Annotated in this window: 15 protein-coding genes and 1 pseudogene; 11 read left to right on the top strand and 5 right to left on the bottom strand. The window is 50.2% G+C overall.

Annotation, left to right across the window (positions count from 1 at the left end):
• Positions 1-26: 26 nt before the first annotated feature.
• Together GE278_12870 and ppsR are read right to left on the bottom strand one after the other, a co-directional pair.
• Positions 27-1,073, bottom strand: coding sequence for a 3-deoxy-7-phosphoheptulonate synthase (locus tag GE278_12870; GenBank protein QLK61606.1), 1,047 nt, complete (start codon positions 1,071-1,073; stop codon positions 27-29).
• 127 nt (positions 1,074-1,200) lie between these two features.
• Complete coding sequence (ppsR, locus tag GE278_12865; GenBank protein QLK61605.1) at positions 1,201-2,022, bottom strand: pyruvate, phosphate dikinase/phosphoenolpyruvate synthase regulator; 822 nt, start codon at positions 2,020-2,022, stop codon at positions 1,201-1,203.
• Between the two features lie 508 nt (positions 2,023-2,530).
• Here ppsR and ppsA point away from each other — a divergent pair.
• Positions 2,531-4,906 carry a phosphoenolpyruvate synthase gene (gene ppsA, locus GE278_12860; GenBank protein QLK61604.1) on the top strand — a complete coding sequence of 792 codons (2,376 nt, stop codon included), beginning with the start codon at positions 2,531-2,533 and terminating at the stop codon, positions 4,904-4,906.
• 421 nt (positions 4,907-5,327) lie between these two features.
• On the opposite strand, the gene ydiK is transcribed toward ppsA, so the two are convergent.
• A complete protein-coding gene (gene ydiK, locus GE278_12855; GenBank protein ID QLK61603.1) occupies positions 5,328-6,425 on the bottom strand; it encodes an AI-2E family transporter YdiK in 1,098 nt (365 codons plus the stop codon).
• A gap of 2 nt (positions 6,426-6,427) precedes the next feature.
• On the opposite strand from ydiK, the pseudogene GE278_12850 reads away from it, so the two are divergent.
• The 3 genes and pseudogenes from GE278_12850 (at position 6,428) to GE278_12840 (ending at position 10,249) form a co-directional block, all read left to right on the top strand.
• Positions 6,428-6,674, top strand: a pseudogene (locus GE278_12850) (hypothetical protein).
• 82 nt (positions 6,675-6,756) lie between these two features.
• Positions 6,757-9,813 (top strand): FAD-binding protein, encoded by a 3,057-nt coding sequence (locus GE278_12845; GenBank protein QLK61602.1) that lies wholly within the window; start codon positions 6,757-6,759, stop codon positions 9,811-9,813.
• A 16-nt stretch (positions 9,814-9,829) separates the two neighbouring features.
• Positions 9,830-10,249, top strand: a complete 420-nt coding sequence (locus tag GE278_12840) for a hotdog fold thioesterase (GenBank protein ID QLK61601.1) — start codon at positions 9,830-9,832, stop codon at positions 10,247-10,249.
• Between the two features lie 106 nt (positions 10,250-10,355).
• Here the strand turns inward: GE278_12840 and GE278_12835 are convergent, their stop codons facing one another.
• Positions 10,356-10,760, bottom strand: a complete 405-nt coding sequence (locus GE278_12835) for a hypothetical protein (protein QLK61600.1) — start codon at positions 10,758-10,760, stop codon at positions 10,356-10,358.
• Between the two features lie 455 nt (positions 10,761-11,215).
• Here GE278_12835 and sufA point away from each other — a divergent pair, with 455 nt between their 5' ends.
• From sufA to GE278_12800, 7 genes are all read left to right on the top strand, one after another.
• On the top strand, positions 11,216-11,587 hold the full coding sequence (gene sufA / locus GE278_12830) for a Fe-S cluster assembly scaffold SufA (protein QLK61599.1): 372 nt from the start codon (positions 11,216-11,218) through the stop codon (positions 11,585-11,587).
• A gap of 47 nt (positions 11,588-11,634) precedes the next feature.
• Entirely contained in the window at positions 11,635-13,158 is a 1,524-nt protein-coding gene (gene sufB / locus GE278_12825; protein ID QLK61598.1) for a Fe-S cluster assembly protein SufB, read from the top strand.
• A gap of 120 nt (positions 13,159-13,278) precedes the next feature.
• Positions 13,279-14,025 carry a Fe-S cluster assembly ATPase SufC gene (sufC, locus tag GE278_12820; protein QLK61597.1) on the top strand — a complete coding sequence of 249 codons (747 nt, stop codon included), beginning with the start codon at positions 13,279-13,281 and terminating at the stop codon, positions 14,023-14,025.
• Complete coding sequence (gene sufD, locus GE278_12815; protein ID QLK61596.1) at positions 14,000-15,301, top strand: Fe-S cluster assembly protein SufD; 1,302 nt, start codon at positions 14,000-14,002, stop codon at positions 15,299-15,301. The genes sufC and sufD overlap by 26 nt, the downstream gene beginning before the upstream one ends.
• A complete protein-coding gene (gene sufS, locus GE278_12810; GenBank protein QLK61595.1) occupies positions 15,301-16,521 on the top strand; it encodes a cysteine desulfurase SufS in 1,221 nt (406 codons plus the stop codon). Before sufD ends, sufS begins: the two co-directional genes overlap by 1 nt.
• 28 nt (positions 16,522-16,549) lie before the next feature.
• Positions 16,550-16,963, top strand: a complete 414-nt coding sequence (gene sufE, locus GE278_12805) for a cysteine desulfuration protein SufE (protein ID QLK61594.1) — start codon at positions 16,550-16,552, stop codon at positions 16,961-16,963.
• A 266-nt stretch (positions 16,964-17,229) separates the two neighbouring features.
• Positions 17,230-18,243, top strand: coding sequence for a L,D-transpeptidase family protein (locus GE278_12800; protein ID QLK61593.1), 1,014 nt, complete (start codon positions 17,230-17,232; stop codon positions 18,241-18,243).
• A 233-nt stretch (positions 18,244-18,476) separates the two neighbouring features.
• Here GE278_12800 and GE278_12795 read toward each other — a convergent pair whose 3' ends face one another.
• On the bottom strand, positions 18,477-18,713 hold the full coding sequence (locus GE278_12795) for a major outer membrane lipoprotein (protein QLK61592.1): 237 nt from the start codon (positions 18,711-18,713) through the stop codon (positions 18,477-18,479).
• Between the last annotated feature and the right edge of the window lie 195 nt (positions 18,714-18,908).

Genomic DNA, 18,908 nt, shown 5'->3' with positions numbered 1-18,908 from the left:
CGATACGTATTTGCCAGAACAGCCGATCAGAACCGGCTATCTGTCGCTTCTGCCAGCATCGCTAACAGTGTTTCTGTATCTTCCCAACCCAGACAAGGGTCAGTAATCGATTTTCCGTATACCAGCGGTTTGTTGGCTGCGATAGGCTGAGTCCCTTCGATCAGGAAACTCTCCGCCATAATGCCTGCTACAGCAGTTGAACCGCTGCGAATTTGCTCGCAAATATCGGCGGCGACGTCCAACTGACGTCTATGTTGCTTCTGGCAGTTACCGTGACTGAAATCCACCACCAGACGCTGTGGCAGGTCAAACTCCGCCAGATTCAGGCAAGCCTGTTCGAGGTCTTCAGCATGATAATTTGGCTTCTTACCCCCACGCATAATTACATGGCCGTACGGGTTACCGGCAGTGCGGTAAATCGTCATCTGACCGTTTTTATCCGGTGACAGGAACATGTGGCTGGTGCGTGAGGAACGCATGGCATCAATCGCGATGCGGGTGTTGCCGTCTGTGCCGTTCTTAAAGCCGACCGGACAGGACAATGCTGACGCCATTTCACGGTGGATCTGGCTCTCAGTAGTGCGTGCGCCGATAGCGCCCCAGCTGATAAGGTCCGCAATATATTGACCGATCACCATATCCAGGAATTCGGTCGCCGTCGGAATACCCAACTGATTGACCGCCAGCAGAACCTTGCGCGCCAGCTCGATACCGTCATTGACGCGACATGAACCGTTCAGTTCGGGATCCGAAATCAGGCCTTTCCAGCCGACTACGGTGCGAGGCTTCTCGAAATAGGTACGCATCACGATTTCAAGACGATCCTGATATTTATCACGCAGGACATTCAGCTTTTCGGCGTAATCAATGGCAGCTTCAATATCGTGAATCGAGCAAGGGCCGATGACCACCAGCAGGCGTGGATCTTCACCGGCAATAATTTTTTCAATACGTTTACGTGATGCCATCACGTGTTGGGCGACCGACGGGTATATTGGCAATTTATCTGCCAGTGCCTGAGGCGTAATCAGGCTGTCGATGCGCGTCGTACGCAGCTCATCTGTTTGTGACATGGTGCTCTCTAAAATTTGATTCTTCTCTGCGGCAGGAATACCGGGAAGTGATGGCGATCACAATAACGCAAAAACAGATGAATTCAACCACTGTTGGCAGGTTATGCCACTCACATCAGCAAAAGGTTCAGAACATGCGCCGGCTCATGCCGAAACTGTCCATAATCTTCGCGGCAATCTCTTCGACGGAATAATTAGTGCTGTTGAGATAGCGGATCTGATTTTTGCGGAAAAGTGCCTCAACTTCAGAGACTTCCATCCGACACTGGCGCAGTGAAGCATAACGGCTATTTTCTACACGCTCCTGGCGAATCGCCGTCAGGCGTTCAGGATCAATAGTCAGCCCGAACAGCTTGTGCATATGCGGTTTCAGTGCGGCTGGTAACTGAATGTTATCCATATCATCGGCAGTGAAAGGGTAGTTCGCCGCGCGGATACCAAACTGTAGCGCCAGATAGAGGCTGGTCGGCGTTTTCCCGCAGCGGGAAACGCCGAGCAAAATGACTTGTGCCTGATCGAGATTACGTAACGAAATGCCATCGTCGTGCGCCAGCGTGTAATCAATGGCGGCGATACGGGCATCGTATTTGGTGATATTGCTGGCGGTCAGCCCATGCGTGCGGTTGGCGATGGGCGTCGGTTCAACGCCGAGCTCATTTTGCAGCGGCGCGACGAGCGACTGAACGATGTCCTGACAAAATCCTTCGCTGGCTTTAATGATGTCGCGAATCTTCGGCGAGACGATGGAATAAAACACCAGCGGGCGGTCACCGGTTTTTTCAAATATGGCATTGATCTGTTTTACAACCGTGTTTGCCCGTTCTTCACTTTCCACAAAGGGCAGCGAATAGGTAGTGGCATTCACCGGAAATTGTGACAGCACCGCATGGCCCAAAACCTCCGCCGTAATGGCCGTACCATCGGAAATATAAAATACACATCTGTCCACACACCACTCCTGATTTCTTTTTGTTTGCCTTATCCCTTCCGGGAACCTGTTTAGTAATACCCAGAAATTCACTAAATAAAAAGGGTATTTCACCGGATGCGTTTTCTTAAGTTCATTGCTGCGAGATACTGCGCAAAATGACTGTAATAAATGAAATGGGATTTTATTTTTTTCGTGTTTTCCCGCACCTTTTTGATTTGCTTCAGCAACGCGTCAGCTTATCTGATAGCGTAATGTTTATAACCTAACGTTGGTTGAGTCATCGCTGATTCATAAGGAATTATAGAGATTTACCAAAAGAAGACAGTAAAGCCAGTCTGGAATTTTCCGAAACGAAAATAGTTTGATTTGCTGGATCGATTCACCTGTCCTGTTCTTATGGATCATTATGCTAGTCTCAAAATGACCGCGTGTTAAAGGACAGGCTGTTAAAGAACATTAAGTAATTTGGCTGTGACTGAATTACGACTCTCTGCTCTCCTACTGAATATTAAGAAAGGATTGTTTCATGGCTCATCTCGATCCCGATTTACGCAATGTTATCTGGTACAACCAACTGGGTATGAACGACGTTGATAAAGTCGGGGGCAAGAACGCATCCCTCGGGGAAATGATCACCAATTTGTCTGAATTAGGGGTATCTGTCCCTAATGGTTTTGCTACTACCTCTCAGGCATTTAATGATTTTCTCGATCAAAGTGGCGTTAACCATCGTATCCATGAGTTGCTGGATAAAACCGACGTCGATGATATCGCCCAACTGACGCAGGCGGGTGCCCAAATCCGCCAGTGGATCATAGAGACGCCTTTCCAGCCTGAACTGGAAGTGTCAATCCGCGAGGCATATCAGCAGCTTTCGGAAGGTGAACCAGATGCTTCCTTTGCCGTGCGTTCTTCAGCCACAGCCGAAGATATGCCCGATGCATCTTTCGCCGGGCAGCAGGAAACCTTCCTGAACGTACAGGGCTTTGATGCGGTACTGATTGCGGTGAAACATGTGTATGCCTCTTTATTCAATGACCGGGCGATTTCCTATCGCGTGCATCAGGGGTATGACCATCGCGGCGTGGCGCTCTCGGCCGGTGTTCAGCGCATGGTGCGTTCAGATCTCGCGGCGGCGGGCGTAATGTTTACTATAGATACCGAATCAGGTTTTGATCAGGTGGTCTTTATCACTTCAGCTTATGGTCTGGGTGAAATGGTGGTACAAGGCGCGGTAAACCCGGATGAGTTCTACGTACACAAACCGACGCTTGCCAAAAACAAACCGGCGATAGTACGGCGTACTATGGGATCTAAGAAAATCCGCATGGTGTACGCGCCGAGTCAGGAACATGGTAAACAGGTGCAGATTGAAGATGTGCCCGCAGAACTCAGCACGCAATTCTCGCTGACGGATGAAGAGATTCAGGCTCTGGCGCGCCAGGCTTTGCTTATCGAAAAACACTACGGCCGCCCGATGGATATCGAATGGGCGAAAGATGGTCATAACGGTAAGTTGTATATCGTGCAGGCGCGTCCGGAGACCGTTCGTTCAAACGGTCAGGTTATGGAGCGCTACCAGCTCAACGGCAGCAGCAATGTTCTGGTTGAAGGCCGCGCAATCGGTCATCGTATTGGTGCCGGCCCAGTTAAAATAATTCATGACATCAGTGAAATGCATCACGTTAAAGCCGGAGATGTGTTGGTTACGGACATGACCGATCCGGACTGGGAACCGATCATGAAAAGAGCATCGGCGATTGTGACAAACCGTGGCGGGCGTACCTGCCACGCTGCGATTATCGCCCGTGAACTGGGGATCCCTGCGGTGGTGGGCTGCGGTGATGCGACAGAAAAACTGAAGGAAAACCAAAAAGTCACAGTGTCCTGCTCTGAAGGGGATACTGGCTACGTTTATCAGGATGAACTGGACTTTACGGTGCAAAGTTCTGAAGTCAATGAACTGCCAAAATTGCCACTGAAAATCATGATGAATATCGGTAATCCCGACCGCGCATTTGATTTCGCTTGTTTACCCAATGAGGGGGTTGGGCTGGCGCGTCTGGAGTTCATCATTAACCGCATGATAGGTGTACACCCTAAAGCGTTGCTTGAGTTTGACCAGCAAACGCCGGAATTGCAGGCAGAAATCAGCAAACTGATTCAGGGTTACGACAGCCCCCGCGAATACTATGTGGCGCGCCTGACTGAAGGGATTGCGACATTGGGTGCTGCTTTTTGGCCAAAACGCGTCATCGTGCGTTTGTCAGATTTTAAATCCAATGAATACGCCAATCTGGTCGGTGGCGAGAAGTATGAACCGCATGAAGAAAACCCGATGCTTGGGTTCCGTGGCGCCGGCCGTTATGTCTCTGACAGTTTCCGCGATTGCTTTGCGCTCGAATGTGAGGCGATGAAACGGGTGCGTAATGACATGGATCTGACCAATGTCGAAGTCATGATCCCGTTTGTGCGCACCGTGGCTCAGGCGGAAGCCGTGGTGGCTGAACTGGCGCGTCAGGGGCTGAAACGCGGTGAGAACGGCCTTAAGGTAATCATGATGTGCGAGATACCTTCCAATGCGTTGCTGGCAGATCAATTCCTCGAGCACTTTGACGGATTCTCTATTGGTTCAAACGACATGACGCAGCTGGCGCTTGGTCTCGACCGTGATTCCGGCGTGGTGTCTGAACTCTTTGATGAGCGTAACGAAGCCGTTAAAGCACTCCTGTCGATGGCGATTAAGGCCGCCAAGAAACAGGGTAAATACGTCGGTATTTGCGGGCAGGGTCCGTCCGATCATCAGGACTTCGCCCAGTGGCTGATGGATGAAGGGATAGACAGTTTGTCTCTTAATCCGGATACGGTGGTGCAAACCTGGCTGGCACTGGCTGATAAATAAAGTTTTAAAGCCATAGTTTAAATATTCTAAAAGCCACCCTGTAAAAAAGGGTGGTTTTTTTTGCAGGTAATGAGAGATGTATTGTTGAGATTAAAATTACAAAGATGAAATTTAAGATAAAAAAAAGCCCGTCTCGAAGACAGGCAAAGACTACACACAGCAATTTGGGGTATACATGCTTTTAGGGGGAAGCGTGTATATATATCAGTGGGTTGAAATCCGAACTGTTAATAATACTAGGTTTCTCAAGGTATTTAGTCTGTAAGAATCCTCCTAATAGGTTTTATTCTCACTTGAATAAATTTTGAATGTTTTGCGGGATGAGTAACGGGGCAGAAATTAGAAAGGAATAACCGCGCCCGTTGTCTTCTCTTTTTATTTGTCGCAGATAACACCGGGCGCTAAGAATGGTACTGAGTGATTAATCGTCGAGGGCTTTTAGCGCTTCTGCCGGGTCCGACTCAGGCTCCGGCGCTTCGTGCACCCACAATGAAATCAGGCGGTAAGAGACAGCGAGCACTACCGGGCCGATAAACAGACCAATCATTCCGAAAGCAAACAGGCCACCGATAACGCCGGAGAGGATAAGCAACATGGGTAAATCTGCACCCATGCGGATGAGTACTGGTCGCAGCACGTTATCGAGTGAACCTACCACACAGCTCCATACCAGCAGCACGGTGCCCCAGGTGTTATCGCCGGACCAATACAGCCAAATAATGGCTGGGATAAGCACCAGCAATGGACCAATTTGCGCTACACAGCAAACGAACATCACCACGGTTAATACGGTGGCGTAAGGGATACCGGCAATGGCCAGTCCGATGCCGCCGAGAACCGATTGCACAATCGCCGTCACGACCACACCCAGGGCCACAGCGCGGATTGCCTGACCGGCAAGGATCACCGCGGCATCACCACGTTCAGCGGCCAGACGAACGGCGAAGTGACGGATCCCCATCGCAACCTGCTCACCACGGCTGTACAGCAAGGCGCTGAATAACAGCATCAGCGAACAGTGAACAATAAAGCGACCAAGATGCCCGGCCTGTGTCAGGAACCACGATGCCGTTTGCCCGACGTAAGGCTGCACTTTAGTCATCAGGACATTACCGCCACCGTTAATCAGCGCATGCCAGCCGGAATAGAGCTTGTGGCCGACCAGCGGAATCGAGTTCAGCCAGTGAAAATCCGGCATGTGTAAGGTCGATGGGTTTCCCGCAAGAGCCACCAGCGGCGCGCCATTTTCAATGGCGCTGCTGACCAGTAAAGCGATGGGCAATACGAAGAGCAAGATCAGCAACAGTGTCATGACGATAACGGCAAGGAAGCGACGCCCCCACATAATGCGCTGTAGTTTGATCATCAGTGGCCAGGTGGCAATGACCACCATGCCTGCCCATGCAAAGCCCAAAATAAAGGGCTGCACTATCCAGATACTGGCGATAGTCATCAGCGCAATAAACAGCACCCCAAACATAATTTGCGGTAAGTCATAACGTTTAATTGGGAGATTCATTCATGTTTCTCAAAAGGATAAACGAAGAGGCATCAGCCTTGAGCCTCCAAAAAAAAGCGACACAGCATTCCGGCAGTTGCCATCCATAAGCATGGAACATTCGGTTGGTTTTGGATAGCGTGCCGCAAATTTAGTTGCAACGCGTTGTTGCTAAACGTGCGTTTTGCGGCGCGTTATGAAACAAATGCAACAATGGTTAACCAGACGGAGCGCTTAAAAACGAAGTATGTTAGTTTTTATTCTGGGTAAAGAACAGGGTGGGTCTGCCCCGCAGATCCGGCAAACCGCTTAGCGATTGCCAGGCATACAACAAAGACAGAGTCATAAATCAATGATCCCACAGATTTCTCAGGCACCGGGTGTCATCCAGCTGGTGCTCGATTTTTTGGAAGCCTTAAAAAACAACGGATTTACCGGTGATCTCACCACGACCTATGCCGATCGTTTGACGATGGCCACTGACAACAGCGTGTATCAGCTGTTGCCGGATGCGGTCCTGTTTCCACTGGCAACGTCCGACGTCGCCCTGATCGCACGTATTGCCGGGCAGGAACGCTTCAAAACGCTGGTTTTCACGCCGCGCGGCGGGGGAACAGGCACTAACGGTCAGTCATTAAACCGCGGCATTGTGGTGGATATGTCCCGTCATATGAACCGCATTCTTGATATCAATACTGAACAAGGTTGGGTCAAAGTCGAAGCAGGGGTGATTAAAGATCAGCTCAACGATTATCTGCGTCCGCTGGGCTATTTTTTCTCGCCTGAATTGTCCACCAGCAACCGCGCCACGCTCGGTGGGATGATCAATACCGATGCGTCCGGTCAGGGCTCGCTGGTCTACGGCAAAACCTCTGACCACGTGCTGGGCTTGCGCGCCATCGTGCTTGGCGGTGAAATGCTGGACACCACCGCGATACCCGCTGCGTTGGCAGATAAACTCGGTGAAGAAGATTCGGTCATTGGCCGTATCTATCGTACCGTGCTCGACAGTTGTCGCGATAATCGTGCGTTAGTCATTGAAAAATTTCCAAAACTTAACCGCTTCCTCACCGGTTACGATTTGCGTCACGTATTGAGTGATGATCTGCAAACTTTCAATCTGACCCGGATCCTTACCGGCTCGGAAGGTTCGCTGGCTTTTATTACCGAAGCGCGTCTGAACATCACACCCATCCCTAAAGTTCGTCGTCTGGTTAACATCAAATACGACTCTTTTAATTCCGCACTGCGCAATGCGCCCTTTATGGTGGAAGCCAAAGCGCTGTCCGTTGAAACCGTGGATTCGAAAGTCCTAAATCTGGCGCGTGAAGATATTGTCTGGCACAGCGTGCGCGAGTACATAAAAGACGTAGACGGTAAAGACATGCAGGGGCTTAACATCGTCGAGTTTGCCGGTGACGACGCCGACCTCATCGAAGCTCAGGTCAGCGCGCTGTGTGAACGCCTTGACGGGTTAATGAGCGACCAGGAAGGCGGCGTGATTGGTTATCAGATTTGTGCCGACCTTGCCGGTATCGAGCGTATTTATAATATGCGTAAGAAAGCAGTCGGACTGTTGGGCAATGCGAAAGGGCAGGCCAAACCCTTGCCGTTTGCGGAAGATACGTGCGTGCCGCCGCAGCATCTGGCTGACTATATCGTTGAATTCCGCGCGTTGCTGGACAGTCATAATCTGAGTTATGGCATGTTCGGGCACGTCGATGCTGGCGTACTCCATGTCCGTCCGGCGCTCGACATGTGTGACCCACAGCAGGAGATGCTGCTAAAGCAAATTTCAGATGAAGTCGTCGCACTGACCGCTAAATATGGCGGCCTGCTGTGGGGCGAGCACGGCAAAGGTTTCCGTGCGCAATACAGTCCGGCATTTTTCGGCGAGGAGTTGTTCCATGAGCTTCGCCGGATTAAAACGGCGTTTGATCCGGATAACCGTCTTAACCCGGGCAAAATCTGTGCGCCACTTGATTGCGATGAGCCGATGATGAAAGTTGATGCGGCGAAACGTGGCACGTTGGATCGCCGTATTCCGCTGGAAGTACGTCAATCATTCCGTGGTGCAATGGAATGTAACGGTAACGGTCTTTGCTTCAACTTTGATGTAAAAAGCCCGATGTGTCCGTCGATGAAAATCACCGGTAGCCGTATTCATTCACCAAAAGGTCGCGCAGGATTAGTCCGTGAATGGCTGCGTTTGCTATCAGAGCAGGGTGTGGACCCGCTGGCGCTGGAAAATGCTTTGCCGGAGAAAGGGCTGAGTTTCCGCACACTTATCGACCGCACGCGTAATACCTGGCACGCCAACAAAGGCGAATATGATTTTTCCCATGAAGTGAAAGAGGCGATGTCAGGTTGTCTGGCCTGCAAAGCCTGTTCCACGCAGTGCCCGATTAAGATTGACGTACCCGGATTCCGCTCGCGTTTTCTTCAGCTATATCACACCCGTTATCTGCGTCCGGCGCGCGACCACTTCGTCGCAAGTGTTGAAAGTTATGCGCCGCTGATGGCCAAAGCACCGAAGCTGTTTAACTTCTTCCTGAAACAGCCGTGGGTGCGGGAAATGAGCCGTAAAAGCATTGGCATGGTAGATCTGCCGTTGCTGTCTACTCCTACACTGCGTGAGCAACTGCTGGGGCATCGCGCCAGTACGATGACGCTTGAACAGCTGGAGAAAATATCTCCGGCGCAGCGCGGGGAGTATGTTCTGGTGGTACAAGATCCGTTTACCAGCTTTTATGATGCGCAGGTTGTGGCGGATTTCATCCGGCTTATAGAAAAACTGGGCCTGAAACCTGTACTGCTGCCGTTCTCACCGAATGGTAAAGCGCAGCACATTAAAGGCTTCTTGCAGCGCTTTGCGAAAACCGCGAAGAAAACCTCCCAGTTTCTAAACCGTGTGGCTCAGTTAGGGATGCCGCTGGTGGGGGTCGATCCGGCGCTGGTGCTCTGTTATCGCGATGAATATAACGAAATTCTCGGGGATGCCCGCGGTTCGTTTCAGGTTCAGTTGGTGCACGAGTGGTTAGATACCTGGCTGGCAGAGCGGCCGCCGCAACAGCAGAGCGGTGAGCCCTGGTATCTGTTTGGGCACTGCACTGAAAGCACGGCATTGCCAACCAGTGGTAAGCAGTGGGGGGATATTTTTGCCCGCTACGGCGCTAAACTTGAAAATGTCAGCGTGGGCTGCTGCGGGATGGCCGGGACTTACGGCCATGAAACTAAAAACCTGCAAAACTCGCTGGGAATATACGAGTTGTCATGGCACACGTCTTTGCAACGCCTGCCGCGTCAGCGCTGTCTGGCGACCGGCTATTCCTGCCGCAGTCAGGTGAAACGTATTGAAGGCAACGGTGTCCGCCATCCGTTGCAGGCTTTGCTGGAAATCATTCCCTGATAAATAAGGATGCAAGATGTCATTTTGGAAAAGAACCACCACCCTTGATGCGATCAATGCACGCAGTCAGGGATGTATGGTCGGGCATGTAGGAATTGTGTTCACACAGCTGGGCGAGGATTTTCTTGAAGCGACGATGCCGGTGGATGAACGTACCATCCAACCTTTCGGTTTGTTACACGGTGGGGCATCAGTCGTACTGGCTGAAACCATGGGCTCGATGGCGGGATATCTGTGCAGTGAGGGTGCACAGACGGTGGTCGGCGTGGAAATCAATGCCAGCCACATGAAATCAGCGCGGGAAGGGCATGTCCGTGGCGTATGTCGTGCGTTACGCACCGGTCGCCGCAGCCAGGTCTGGCAGATAGAAATTTTCGATCAGCAGGGCGGGCTTTGCTGTGTATCCAGACTGACAACGATGGTTGTCGACAAATGATTTGAGTGAATGAGTCAGGCAGGTATATGACAGAAGGGCGGACAGGCTGAAAAGTCGTCCGCCTTTTTTATTCGCAGTATTCATCTGTTAACGCATTGAAAAGCAATTAAAGATGATAAGGCACGCGTTTGGCAAAGTCTGTTTGGAAGGCTGTCGCTTTTTCCCAGATTCCCATCATGGCATAATACTGACAAATGAGTTTGAGCGTGTGCCGCGCAAAATGGTAGCTCTGAACACGGAAGAGTTCACAACGACCAACACTGTTTATTTCCAGTATCAGTCGGTTATGCAGTTTACATAACGCGTGCAGATAACTGTGATCATCCCCGTTTTGCAGGCATAAATTGGCTATATCCAGACAAATGCTGTTGAGGCGTTTTAGCTGGCAGAGGTGTGCGTCAGGGCGGCGTAAGGCAGCATCCGCCATATAGAAATCCACGGTGGCATCGCGGACACTGGATTTGTATTCATCGATCTTACTCTGCAACCACGCATTTACCGATTGAGCCATTCTCAGTATTCCGGTTTATCTTAATGATAATCATTATCAAACAATGGACATCATATTGTCAAAAAATAACCGGATCAACGTTTTCATCAGTTTTTTCAATTTTCATCGGAAATCAGTAAACAAAAAGAGCCTTATTATTGCGTTTAGGGTGAATTCATAAATAGGCATTTCCGATGAATGTTTTATAATAGACCTAATGAAAGCTATTAAACCATGATCTTTATAAGGTTAATTTTGCGTTTTTTAACAAAAAATTGACAATTTATTCAATCAGTTGATGGTTGCGGTGTTCAAGACCCGCCAGCAGCCCGACCCAAAGCCGGTGCTCATTGAGTGACGTTCCTCGTGGGTCATCGCTATACCCTCTTAAAACAAGAGGTTGAAGTGATAAATGTTATCACTAGAATAGAGACAATAGGTCTTGTCTATGACCGTAAAACTATGAGGTAAGACAGATGCAAACTGAAACTGTCGGCTCGTTCTCTTTAGACGACAACGTATGGCAAGGCGTGATCCTGACTGATTCTGCGGCGAAACAGGTGAAAACCCTGATGACCCAGGATCCTGAAGTCAAAGGTCTCCAGCTCTCGGTGAAACAATCCGGCTGCGCTGGCTTTGGCTACGTTTTGGATTTAACCAAACAACCGGCCAGTGATGACCTGGTGTTTGAACATGACGGCGCTTTGCTGTTTGTTCCGCTGAAAGCGATGCCTTTCATCGACGGAACCGAGGTGGATTTCGTCCGCGAAGGGCTGAATCAGATATTTAAATTCAATAATCCTAAAGCTCAGCATGCCTGCGGGTGTGGCGAAAGTTTCGGCCTGTAAATACCTGCCGTTTTTAAGATTATTGTAAACAAAGCGATGTAACCAACATGTCACGAAGCAACGTAGAAATTCCAGACGATGTGCAGTCTTGGGTCGGCGAGGGAACGAATTACAAAGAAGGGTTCTTTACCCAGCTGGCAACCGATGAACTAGCATCAGGCATCAACGAAGATGTGGTTCGCGCGATTTCGGCGAAACGCAACGAACCTGAGTGGATGCTGGAGTTCCGTCTGCAGGCTTATCATGCTTGGCTGAAAATGGAAGAGCCGCACTGGTTGAAAGCGTACTACACGCCTCTCGATTATCAGGACTATAGCTATTACTCCGCGCCATCCTGTGGCAGCTGCGATGATACCTGTGGTTCTCAGCCAGGTGCTACGCAACAGCCGCCCGCAGATTCTCATGGTATTCCGGCGCTCGATGGTAAAAATTACCTGACCAGCGAAGTGGAAAAAGCTTTTGAGCAGTTAGGTGTTCCGGTGCGTGAAGGGAAAGAAGTGGCTGTCGATGCAATTTTCGACTCCGTTTCTGTTTCCACCACGTATCGTGAAAAACTGGCGGAATCCGGTGTCATTTTCTGCTCATTCGGCGAAGCCATTCACGAATATCCGGATCTGGTTCGCAAATACCTCGGTACTGTAGTTCCCGCACAGGATAACTTCTTTGCTGCGCTGAACGCTGCGGTAGCCTCTGACGGCACGTTTGTTTACGTTCCTAAAGGCGTGCGCTGTCCGATGGAGCTGTCGACCTATTTCCGTATCAACGCGGCCAAAACCGGTCAGTTCGAACGTACTATTCTGATTGCCGATGAAGGTAGCTACGTCAGCTACATCGAAGGTTGTTCAGCACCTGTACGCGACACCTATCAGCTGCATGCAGCCGTCGTTGAAGTCATTCTGCATAAAGACGCTGAAGTGAAATACTCCACCGTGCAGAACTGGTTCTCAGGCAGCAAAGACAGTGAAGGCGGGATCCTCAACTTCGTAACCAAACGTGCATTGTGCGAAGGCGCAGGGTCGAAGATGTCATGGACGCAGTCTGAAACCGGCTCTGCGATCACCTGGAAATACCCAAGCGTTATCCTCAAAGGCGATAACTCGATTGGCGAATTCTTCTCAGTGGCGCTGACCAGCGGCAAACAGCAAGCAGATACCGGCACCAAAATGATTCATATTGGTAAAAACACCAAATCGACGATCATTTCCAAAGGGATCTCCGCTGGCCACAGCCAGAACAGCTATCGTGGTCTGGTGAAGATTCTGCCGGGTGCTGACAATGCCCGTAACTTTACGCAGTGTGACTCCATGCTGATCGGTCCGGACAGCGCCGCGCATACATTCCCTTATGTCGAAGTGCGTAATAACACCGCACAGTTGGAACATGAAGCCACGACGTCGAAAATCGGTGATGACCAGCTGTTCTATTGCCTGCAGCGTGGTATTAGCGAAGACGACGCGATTTCCATGATTGTTAACGGTTTCTGTAAAGATGTCTTTTCCGAGCTGCCGCTGGAGTTTGCTGTCGAAGCACAGAAACTGCTGGCGATCAGCCTTGAACATAGCGTCGGGTAATACCGCCGTCTTTTCCTGCCGTCGCTACGTGGTGTGACGCTGCGACGGACAGGTTTGAGTTCAGCACAGTCAAAGCATAATCAGAATTATGAGCGCGCAGGCGCAAACTCAAGGATACGTATGTTAAGCATCAAGAATTTGAAGGTCCGTGTCGAAGAAAAGGAAATTCTTAAGGGACTTGATCTGGAGATCAAGCCGGGAGAAGTACACGCCATTATGGGCCCGAACGGCTCAGGCAAAAGTACGCTCTCTGCGACGCTGGCTGGCCGCGAAGATTACGAAGTGACCGACGGTTCCGTAATGTTCAACGGTAAAGATTTGCTGGATCTCGCGCCGGAAGACCGTGCGGGTGAAGGTGTGTTCATGGCGTTCCAATACCCGGTAGAAATTCCGGGCGTGACCAACCACTTCTTCCTGCAAACTTCGGTTAACGCGGTGCGTAAATACCGTAATCTGCCTCCGATGGACCGCTTTGACTTCGCGGATTTCATTGAAGAGAAGATAGCTATGCTTAAAATGCCTGCGGATCTGTTGACACGTTCGGTCAACGTTGGTTTCTCGGGCGGTGAAAAGAAGCGTAATGACATTCTGCAAATGGCAGCGCTCGAACCAAGCCTGTGCATTCTCGATGAAACCGACTCCGGTCTGGATATCGATGCACTGAAGATCGTATCTAACGGCGTTAACGCGCTGCGCGATGGTAAACGTTCATTCGTGATTGTCACCCACTACCAACGCATCCTCGACTACATCAAGCCTGATTATGTGCACGTGTTGTATCAGGGACGTATTGTAAAATCTGGCGATTTCAGCCTGGTTAAACAGTTAGAGGAGCAGGGTTATGGCTGGCTTACCGACGAAGAGTAATGCACCTGCTGCAGGCAGTTCACATGCCATGCAGCAGCTTTACCGTCTTTTTGAAGGCCGCGGTGGTGAACACTCTGCTCACGCCCATGCACACTGGCAACAAGTGCTGCGCCTCGGTTTTCCGCATGCCAAACTGGAAGACTGGAAATATACGCCGGTCTCTTCCCTGTTGGGCAATCAGTTCTTTGCGCCTCAGCAGCAAGCGGTAACGGCTGAAACCGTGAAATCGCTGGCATTGCCGGTGGATTGTTACCGTCTGGTCTTCGTTGATGGCCGCTTCGATGCGAGCCTGAGTGACGCTGAAACCGGCGCGTTTGAGATCCAGAAACTGAACCCGGCAGCGCAGCAAACGTTGCCTGATCCGATTCAGTCTGAAGTCTTTTTGCATCTGACTGAAAGTCTGGCGCAGGATCCATTATCTGTGCGTTTGCCTGCGGGCAAGCAGGCGGATAAACCGCTGTATCTTTTACATATCAGCAGCGGTCGTGATCAGTCACGTGAAATGAATACCGTCCATCATCGCTATCACATGGCTATCGAAAGCGGCGCTAACGCTGAAGTGATTGAGCATTACCTGAGTCTTAACGATCACGGTCACTTTACCGGTGCACGCATGACAGTAAATGTTGGCGATAATGCTGATTTCACGCATTACAAACTGGCATTTGAAAGCCAGGCGAGTTTCCACTTCTCCCATAATGATTTGGTTATTGGTCGTGATGCGCGTGTTGCCAGCCACAGTTTCCTGCTTGGCGCGGGTCTGACCCGTAATAACACCAGTGCGCAACTGAACGGCGAGAACACCAATCTCAACATGAACAGCCTGGTTCTGCCGGTTGATACCGAGATTGCTGATACCCGCACGTATCTGGAACACAATAAAGGTTATTGCAACAGCAACCAGTTGCACAAAGTGATCGTTAACGATCGCGCGAAAGCCATATTCAACGGCATGATCAAAGTGGCGAAGCACGCACTGAAAACCGACGGCAAGATGACCAACAACAACTTGTTGCTGGGCAAACATACTGAGGTCGATACTAAACCTCAGTTGGAGATTTATGCCGACGACGTAAAATGCAGCCACGGTGCGACTGTCGGTCGTATCGACGACGAACAGCTTTTCTATCTGCGTACCCGTGGTATTAGCGGTCAGGATGCACAGCAAATGATCATCTTTGCATTTGCTGCTGAACTGACGGAAGCCATTGAGAATGAAACCCTGCGTGACGTCGTGATTGCCCGTATTGCGGGTCGACTCAATCGAGGTAAGTAATGACTTTTCCACTGGAAAGAGTACGTAGCGATTTCCCCGTGCTGAGCCGTGAAGTTAACGGCCAGCCGCTGGCTTATCTTGACAGCGCAGCCAGCGCACAGAAACCGCGTCAGGTTATTCAACGTGAAATGTCTTTCTTCGAACAAGGTTATGCTGCGGTTCACCGTGGCATTCACACCCTGAGCGCAGAAGCCACTGAGCAGATGGAAAACGTCCGCACTCAGGCCGCTCATTTTATGAATGCGGTGTCTGCGGAAGAAATTGTTTTCGTTAAAGGTTCCACGGAGGCTATTAACCTCGTCGCCAACACTTATGGGCGTGCACTGTTGCAGCCGGGCGATCGCATTATTCTGACCGAAATGGAACACCACGCCAATATCGTGCCATGGCAGATGCTGGCAAAAGAGCGTGATTTGCATATCGACGTCTGGCATCTGACGCCGGAAGGCGAGCTGGATCTTTCTCAGCTTGAAGCACTGATCACCCCACGAACAAAATTGCTGACGTTGGCACATGTTTCCAACGTGCTGGGCACCGTCAATCCGTTGGAAAAAATCATTCCTCGGGCCAAAGCTGCCGGTCTGTCTGTGCTTGTTGATGGCGCGCAGGCTGTGATGCATTACGCCGTGGACGTTCAAGCGTTGGGTTGCGATTTCTATGTCTGGTCGGGTCATAAGCTGTATGGGCCAACCGGCATCGGTATTCTGTACGGTCGTAAAGAATTGCTTGATCAGATGCCACCATGGGAAGGCGGTGGGTCAATGATCAAACACGTCAGTCTGACCGAAGGTACCACTTTCGCGGCAGCACCGTGGCGTTTTGAAGCGGGTACGCCAAATACCGGTGGCATCATGGGCCTGGGCGCTGCCATGGAGTATGTGACCGAACTGGGTTTGGAAAATATCCATGCCTACGAAAACGAGCTGATGACTTACGCGCTGAAAGAAATGGCAACAGTACCTGATATCCAGATTTACGGCCCTGCCAGCCGTTCAGGCGTTATTGCGTTCAATCTCGGTAAACACCATGCTTATGATGTAGGCAGTTTCCTCGATCAATACGGTATTGCCATCCGCACCGGTCATCACTGTGCGATGCCATTAATGTCCTTCTACGGTGTTCCGGCTATGTGCCGTGCGTCGCTTGCGATGTACAATACCCACGAAGAAGTCGACCGTCTGGTCGCAGGACTGCAACGTATTCACCGGTTGTTGGGTTAAGCCCGACAGCCCCGATCAGGATGTTGTTATGGCTTTGCCAGATAAAAATAAATTAGTCAGAAATTTTTCCCGCTGCCCGAACTGGGAAGAAAAGTATCTGTATGTCATTGAGCTCGGCGGCCAGTTACCGGCTCTGCCGGAGGAATATCGTCAGGATAAAAACCTGATTTCCGGTTGCCAGAGTCAGGTGTGGATTGTGATGCGCACGGATGAATCCGGCGCACTGACTTTCCAAGGCGACAGCGATGCGGCCATTGTAAAAGGTTTGGTGGCCATCGTGTTCAGTCTCTATCAGGGGCTGACGCCGCGTGATGTGGTAGAGCTGGATGTACGTCCGTTCTTTACCGAACTGGAGCTCAGCCAGCATCTGACACCTTCTCGTTCGCAGGGGCTCGAAGCAATGATCCGCACTATCCGCGCGAATGCCGCGGCGTTTGCGTAACCACTGACTGAGCGTTTTGCTCATTAGGAATCGTCTGCTAATGAGCAAAGCTTTTTTTGATTTTTCCCTCTCAATATTTTGTTTTACTCCTGATTTTTCATCTGTTTAAAATTTGCTTTTACCCCGTTCATTGTCTGCGGGACGATAAGGTAACTTTCTGATTTTCTGCGGTTTGATTGCTCTGAAATCCTGCGCTGCTAGTATTAACAGACAAGATAATTGTCTGGCCTCAGATTGTCTGGGGGCAGGCCGAAAAAGGACTGAGTATGAGACGCGCATTACCCCTTTTGGCGATGTTAGTTGGCACAATGATGGCAACGTATTCCCTGACCGCAAGTGCTGCAGAATATCCTCTGCCGTCGAATAATAGCCGCCTGATTGGCGAAAACACGACTTATGTGGTGCCAAACGACGGCCAGCCGCTCGAAGCCGTGGCCGCCAAATATCAAATTGGCCTGATCGCCATGCTGGAAGCTAATCCGGGAACCGATCCTTATTTGCCGAAAACCGGCACCGTGCTGACTATCCCTTCGCAAATGCTATTACCAGATACCAAACGTGAAGGTATTGTGGTCAACCTCGCGGAATTGCGTTTGTACTACTATCCGAAAGGCGAAGATAAAGTCGTCGTCTATCCGATTGGTATCGGCCAGCTTGGTCGTAACACCCCAGAGATGGTCACGTCTGTCAGCCAGAAAATCCCTAATCCGACCTGGACCCCTACTGCTAATATCCGTAAAGCCTACCTGAAAGACGGTATTAAGCTGCCTGGCATGGTGCCAGCCGGGCCGGAAAACCCGATGGGGCTGTTTGCTATGCGGTTGTCAGCAGGGACAGGGCAGTACCTGATCCACGGGACAAACGCTAACTTTGGTATTGGGATGCGCGTGAGTTCTGGTTGTATCCGTCTGCGCCCTGATGATATCGAGGCGCTGTTTAACTCCGTGCCAAAAGGGACTCGTGTACAAATCGTCAATCAGCCGATCAAATATGACATTGAGCCTGACGGTAAACGCTACATCGAAGTACATCAGCCTCTGTCGCACACCGAGAAAGACGATCCTCAAACCAAACCCATTGCTCTGACTGCGGCAATGAAAAAATTCATCAAGCATGACGACACCGATGCCGAGGTGGTGAAAGAAGCCATCAAACGGCGTTCAGGTATGCCTGTGGTCGTAAGCGTCGGCGATAAAGCTACGGGTACGGCACCGTCTGTCAACGAACCGCAGACCGCAGCGGCCACACAACCTGCAGTGAATAACGCAAGTACGCAATAAAGTTTACAGAAACGATTCAGAAGCATTTTCTACAAAAGGAGCCATCATGGCTCCTTTTTTATATTCGAAGCTCTGGTGGGAGGCGGAGGGTGCTTTTAGAGGGATGAGTAACACAGAAATGTTATGCAGAAACAAACTACAAAAGGCGAGGATGAATGGCATAAATGCAGGAGGTAAATTACAGGTAAAAAAAATGGCGCACTGAGTGCGCCATTGAACTAGAGAAGTAAATATTACTTCTTGTAAGCGTGAGCTTGGTTGTCAAGACGTTGGTTAGCACGTGCTGCGTCGTCTTTAGCTGCCTGAACGTCAGAACGCATTGCGTTCACGTCGTTGCTCAGTTGGTCAACTTTAGAGTTCAGAGTAGAAACGTCTGAAGACAGTTGATCGATTTTAGCGTTGCTTGAACAACCAGCCAGCATAGTTGAAGCCAGGATTACAGCGCCCAGTACCAGTTTAGTGCGATTCATTATAAAACCCTCTAGATTAAGTTAATCTCCATGTAGCGTTACAAGTATTACACAAACTATTTTCTAATGAGAATAATTTTTTGTCGGTAAACGCTATATTTTGATCGTTCGCTCAAAGAAGCATCTTTTTTTACGAAAAAGTTAAAAATTGCAGGGAAAACAGCTGTATTCCATGGGACTTATCCCAATCTCACT

The organism is Enterobacteriaceae bacterium Kacie_13, from assembly GCA_013457415.1.
GTDB lineage: Bacteria > Pseudomonadota > Gammaproteobacteria > Enterobacterales > Enterobacteriaceae > Rahnella.
Note: the sequence above shows the minus strand (reverse complement) of the source record. Positions and strands in the feature narration are given on the sequence as shown.

What these genes read in the sequence shown, in the direction of transcription:
- ppsA (QLK61604.1), top strand. Translation starts at nt 2,531, where the DNA reads ATGGCTCATCTCGATCCCGATTTACGCAATGTTATCTGGTACAACCAA.
- GE278_12800 (QLK61593.1), top strand. Translation starts at nt 17,230, where the DNA reads ATGAGACGCGCATTACCCCTTTTGGCGATGTTAGTTGGCACAATGATG.
- sufA (QLK61599.1), top strand. Translation starts at nt 11,216, where the DNA reads ATGCAAACTGAAACTGTCGGCTCGTTCTCTTTAGACGACAACGTATGG.
- sufE (QLK61594.1), top strand. Translation starts at nt 16,550, where the DNA reads ATGGCTTTGCCAGATAAAAATAAATTAGTCAGAAATTTTTCCCGCTGC.
- GE278_12845 (QLK61602.1), top strand. Translation starts at nt 6,757, where the DNA reads ATGATCCCACAGATTTCTCAGGCACCGGGTGTCATCCAGCTGGTGCTC.
- GE278_12795 (QLK61592.1), bottom strand. Translation starts at nt 18,713, where the DNA reads ATGAATCGCACTAAACTGGTACTGGGCGCTGTAATCCTGGCTTCAACT.
- sufB (QLK61598.1), top strand. Translation starts at nt 11,635, where the DNA reads ATGTCACGAAGCAACGTAGAAATTCCAGACGATGTGCAGTCTTGGGTC.
- sufC (QLK61597.1), top strand. Translation starts at nt 13,279, where the DNA reads ATGTTAAGCATCAAGAATTTGAAGGTCCGTGTCGAAGAAAAGGAAATT.
- GE278_12840 (QLK61601.1), top strand. Translation starts at nt 9,830, where the DNA reads ATGTCATTTTGGAAAAGAACCACCACCCTTGATGCGATCAATGCACGC.
- sufD (QLK61596.1), top strand. Translation starts at nt 14,000, where the DNA reads ATGGCTGGCTTACCGACGAAGAGTAATGCACCTGCTGCAGGCAGTTCA.
- GE278_12835 (QLK61600.1), bottom strand. Translation starts at nt 10,760, where the DNA reads ATGGCTCAATCGGTAAATGCGTGGTTGCAGAGTAAGATCGATGAATAC.
- GE278_12870 (QLK61606.1), bottom strand. Translation starts at nt 1,073, where the DNA reads ATGTCACAAACAGATGAGCTGCGTACGACGCGCATCGACAGCCTGATT.
- ydiK (QLK61603.1), bottom strand. Translation starts at nt 6,425, where the DNA reads ATGAATCTCCCAATTAAACGTTATGACTTACCGCAAATTATGTTTGGG.
- sufS (QLK61595.1), top strand. Translation starts at nt 15,301, where the DNA reads ATGACTTTTCCACTGGAAAGAGTACGTAGCGATTTCCCCGTGCTGAGC.